The organism is Pandoraea sp. PE-S2R-1, assembly GCF_002179865.1.
Lineage (GTDB): Bacteria > Pseudomonadota > Gammaproteobacteria > Burkholderiales > Burkholderiaceae > Pandoraea.
Window position 1 is genome coordinate 1 of record NZ_NGUR01000085.1, and the last position, 366, is coordinate 366.

Sequence of the window (366 nt, forward strand, 5' to 3'; positions counted from 1 at the left end):
AGGCCTGGTGCATCCAGCCGTAGACGAGCTTCACCGCCACGACCGCGTACACGCTGTTGAGCGCCGCCAAAGCCAGCAAACGCTCCGTGACCTGACCTTCGGCACGCAGTTCGTTCTTCAACTGAATGACCACGGCGGGCGACGTCGCCATGCTGATGGACGCGATGAGCACCGCCGTGAGCGGAGACACGCTGAACACGCGCAGCACAACGTAGACCGCCACGAAGGTGAGCAAGGCTTCCAGCGCACTGGTGACGATGATCCAGGGGTTGGCCCGCATCCATTTCAGATTGAGGCGGCTTCCCAGTTCGAACAGCAGCAGGCCCAGTGCCAGGTCGATCAGCAGGCGGATGGCCGCGCTTGTCT

Annotated in this window: 1 protein-coding gene; it reads right to left on the reverse strand. The window is 62.8% G+C overall.

Features of this window, described 5'->3' with window-relative positions; all coding sequences use genetic code 11:
• On the reverse strand, positions 1-366 hold a 366-nt coding region (locus tag CDV44_RS27145; RefSeq protein ID WP_170936130.1), incomplete at both ends, for a cation:proton antiporter.